4 protein-coding genes are annotated in these 3,435 nt (G+C 40.5%); all 4 read right to left on the bottom strand.

What is annotated here, in order from left to right; all coding sequences use genetic code 11:
* Positions 1 to 431 (bottom strand): nucleoside hydrolase-like domain-containing protein (locus ACOVO2_RS12090; protein WP_421770221.1); only part of this gene is annotated, 431 nt, incomplete at its 3' end.
* Between the two features lie 48 nt (positions 432 to 479).
* Positions 480 to 1,349: an alpha/beta hydrolase gene (locus ACOVO2_RS12095; protein WP_421770222.1), complete on the bottom strand. Its 870-nt coding sequence runs from the start codon at positions 1,347 to 1,349 to the stop codon at positions 480 to 482.
* Positions 1,350 to 1,525: 176 nt separating this feature from the next.
* Positions 1,526 to 2,488, bottom strand: coding sequence for a sugar phosphate isomerase/epimerase family protein (locus ACOVO2_RS12100; RefSeq protein ID WP_421770223.1), 963 nt, complete (start codon positions 2,486 to 2,488; stop codon positions 1,526 to 1,528).
* A gap of 54 nt (positions 2,489 to 2,542) precedes the next feature.
* A partial coding sequence (locus ACOVO2_RS12105) for a carboxylesterase family protein (RefSeq protein ID WP_421770224.1) occupies positions 2,543 to 3,435 on the bottom strand: 893 nt, incomplete at its 5' end.

Below are 3,435 nucleotides of genomic sequence, written 5' to 3' on the forward strand. Positions count from 1 at the left end.
GAGCCTTCGGTGATTTTCTCCATTTCACCTTCAAAATCAATATTTCCTACTTTTATTAGGCTTCGTAGTTGATTGGCCGTAGGGTATCCAGATGCGTGTTTCGTAAGATTTGGATAAACTTTTTCGTAAGCATTCACTAAATCTTGCATCCAAGTTACACCTGGCCAGCGGAGGTCAGTTTTTGCTCCGTACATTTTTTGCGTCATTTCCATCTCAGACGTAAACTTCGTGCCTTTACCATCACCCTTGTAATGCCACATTGAGCTACTATAAACCAAGCCTTCGAGCTTAAATTCGTTGGCATAAAGTAGCATACGAATAAAAGAATCTACATCGTCAATCTCACCATCGGTTGTTACGATAGTACGTGGTTTTTGAGAAAAACCAAGGAGAGAAATAAGAATAAGTAGGAGAGATAATGCCTTTTTCACAGTCGAATTGATTTATTTACTCAGTTTTTGAAATATTTTATGTGGTAATTATTTCATATACCCCTGCATTTTGAGCCAGTTGCCAAAATTTTCAATCCAACCTTCGCTCGATGTATTGGTTTTTCTCATGCCAAAGCCGTGTCCGCCTTTTTCATAAATATGTAGTTCGGCTGGTTGTTTGGCATCAAACCATTTTTTGTAAATATTGATACTGTGTGGCATAAAACCCAGTTGGTCGTCGCCCGCAACGGCTACGAAAATCGGAGTTTTTTCTTTAGGCATATTTGAACCAATGATGGCGTTTTCGTAAGCGTAAATGGGTGCTACAAAATTTGGACGAGTGGCATCATCTGCACTGTAAACTACCGACATCGTGAGTGTTCCACCCGCCGAAAATCCCATAAAACCTACCTTTTTAGGATCAATTTTATATTCAGAGGCGTGTTCACGAATATATTTTATGGCTTTCATGCCATCTTGCGTAGCAAGCGGCACAATGGGAGCATTTTCTTCATCAAGTGCTTTGAAATTGCTCATTTTACCAATTATTTCTTTCGCAGGGTCGTCTGTAAAGCTACGAGCAACTCGATATTTTAGCACAAAGGCCGTAATACCTCTGGCATTGAGCCATTTGGCCACCTCAATACCCTCACTATCGATTGAGAGTGTATGAAAGGCACCACCTGGGGCAATCACAATGGCTGTACCATTAGGATTTTCGGGAACGTAAGCCGTAATAGAAGGTCGAGAAACGTTGTAAACGACTTTAGTATTGAAGATATTTTTCTCCGAAACGGCCTCTTCCCAGGTCCAGCTTTCTGAGCCAGCGGGCTTTCCTTCGTAGAGAAAGATTTGTTTTTGAGCATTTGCAGATAACAAAATACACAATAGAGAAAGGCTTGTAAGTAAGGTTTTCATAGGGATTTTGAAACTTATTTCATTGCCGTCTGCTTTAGCTGACGGGTAGAGAGAAACAAAAAGACATTATGACTTTAGTCCAAATTAATACTGTTGAGGTTGGGCTAAAGCCATAATTGTTTTTAATTTTAAGAAATCCGTCAGCAAAAGCAGACGGCAATGAATTTTAGAACAATTTATATTTTGCTTGTCAAATAATCTGAGCTACGTTTCAAGGCCACTTGCGGATTGCCAACCATGTCTTGCTCTACAAAGAAATGTTCAACGCCTACTTCTTTAGCTTTTTTCACGATTCCCTGTAAATCAAGCACCCCATCGCCAGCCGAAGCCATTAACGAAAACATTGGCATCCAATCGCCCATGCCGCCGCCATCGCCAGCAAATTGTTTTTTCTCTTTCATGTCTTTCAAATGAAGCATTTTGTATCGATTCGGATACTTCGATAAATACTCAATTGGGTCGGCACCACCGCAGGTTGTCCAGAATATATCCATTTCAAAGAATACTAAATTGGGGTCAGTATTATCTAAAATGATTTGTAACGGAATTTGTCCATTCATTGGTTTGATGCCATAGCCATGATTATGATAACCAAATCTGATTCCGTTCTTTTTTGCTTCTGCACCTATTTTATTGAATGCCTCTGCTATTCTTTTGTAGTCGTCAAGCGTTTTGCGGCGGTCGTCTGGAATGGCAGGGAGGGTAACGTATTTATGTCCCAAAATACTCGCAGCTTCGCCTAAAGCTCCCATATTTTGCTCCAAAGTATCAAGGTCAGTATGTGTGCCTGGGGAACTCATGCCGTGGTCGTCAAGAATTTTCTTCACTTCTTTAGCCGATTTGCCAAAATAGCCACTTCCCGAAAAACCAAGCATTTTACCTGCTGCTTCCCAACCTTTTTTTGCTTTCTCGGCACTAAAGGGAAACGGTCCGAAAAGTTCAAGTTCTTTATAGCCTTGCGATTGCAGCATCATGATGCCACCCATAAAATCTTCAGAGAGCATTTTGGGAATAGAAAAAAGCTGGATACCCAATTTGTTTTCTTTTTTTAATGTCGCCATCACTTCCGAAATAGGTGTAACAGCTGCGGCAGCAGCAAGAAGTGAAGTATTTTTAAGAAATTCTCGTCTTGTTATCATGTTATTGAAGTTTTAACGTCGGCAGGGTTCAAAACACTGCCGACGTTTGTAACGTTATTTATTCTTATACGCCTTATCTAAAAACTCATAGCGAGCATCAATTGCTGATTTTTCGGTGCGAGATTCGGTATCAATTATCATTACAGGTGGTGTACTATCGCCCGACTTTGCAACTGTCCATTCAGGTAATTTCTCACCGTTTGGATTGCCCGTTTTGATGAAATTGGCAAAATAATTCAGCATCGTGTCTGATACTTTATAGTCATCGGCTGTCCAAGCATAGTCTTTTACACGGTGAAGATTTCCCATTGCATACTCAATTTCGCAAGCGTGCGGAGCTCCAATGGCTTTTGGTCTTGGTGTGCTTCCGTCAGCTCTTACTGTACCGCCAGCTAAGCCCGAAGCCAATGATTTATCTACTAAATCTGGACGGATTTTGCTGTATAAATAACGATACACAGGTTGCGTAGAATTATTACGGTGTAAATCGAACCATTTCCAAGTAGAGTAGGAGATAAATCTATCCGATGCCAATTGAGTGGCCGAAAGTTCAACTTCTTTTTCATTGCTGTGAGGATACAATTTCAAAACCTCCTCGGCATCGTTCGGATACTCCTTTTTTACTCTCGTAATAAAGTTTTCGGTTGTGTTTGGCATTCCAAACATAAATGCTCCACCAGGAATCTCGGCCGAATTCCAACCCAATAATAATGGTACTTGTGCTTGCTCTTTGGCTGCAAAAATTTGTGGAAGAGTTTTTGGCAAGAAATAATTATCAATCACAATCGGGAAACCAAAACGCTTCGATTCGTTATAAATTTCATAAATATCACGAGTTGACATAGCTCGCAATTCTTTGATTGATTTGATACCCGCTTTTTGAAGAAACTCAACGCCTTGTTTTTCTCCTTCTGCCAATGGCACAGGTGCCATTGTTGGGTTGATTC

Origin of the sequence: Emticicia sp. (assembly GCF_049241225.1) — a bacterium.
GTDB lineage: Bacteria > Bacteroidota > Bacteroidia > Cytophagales > Spirosomataceae > Emticicia.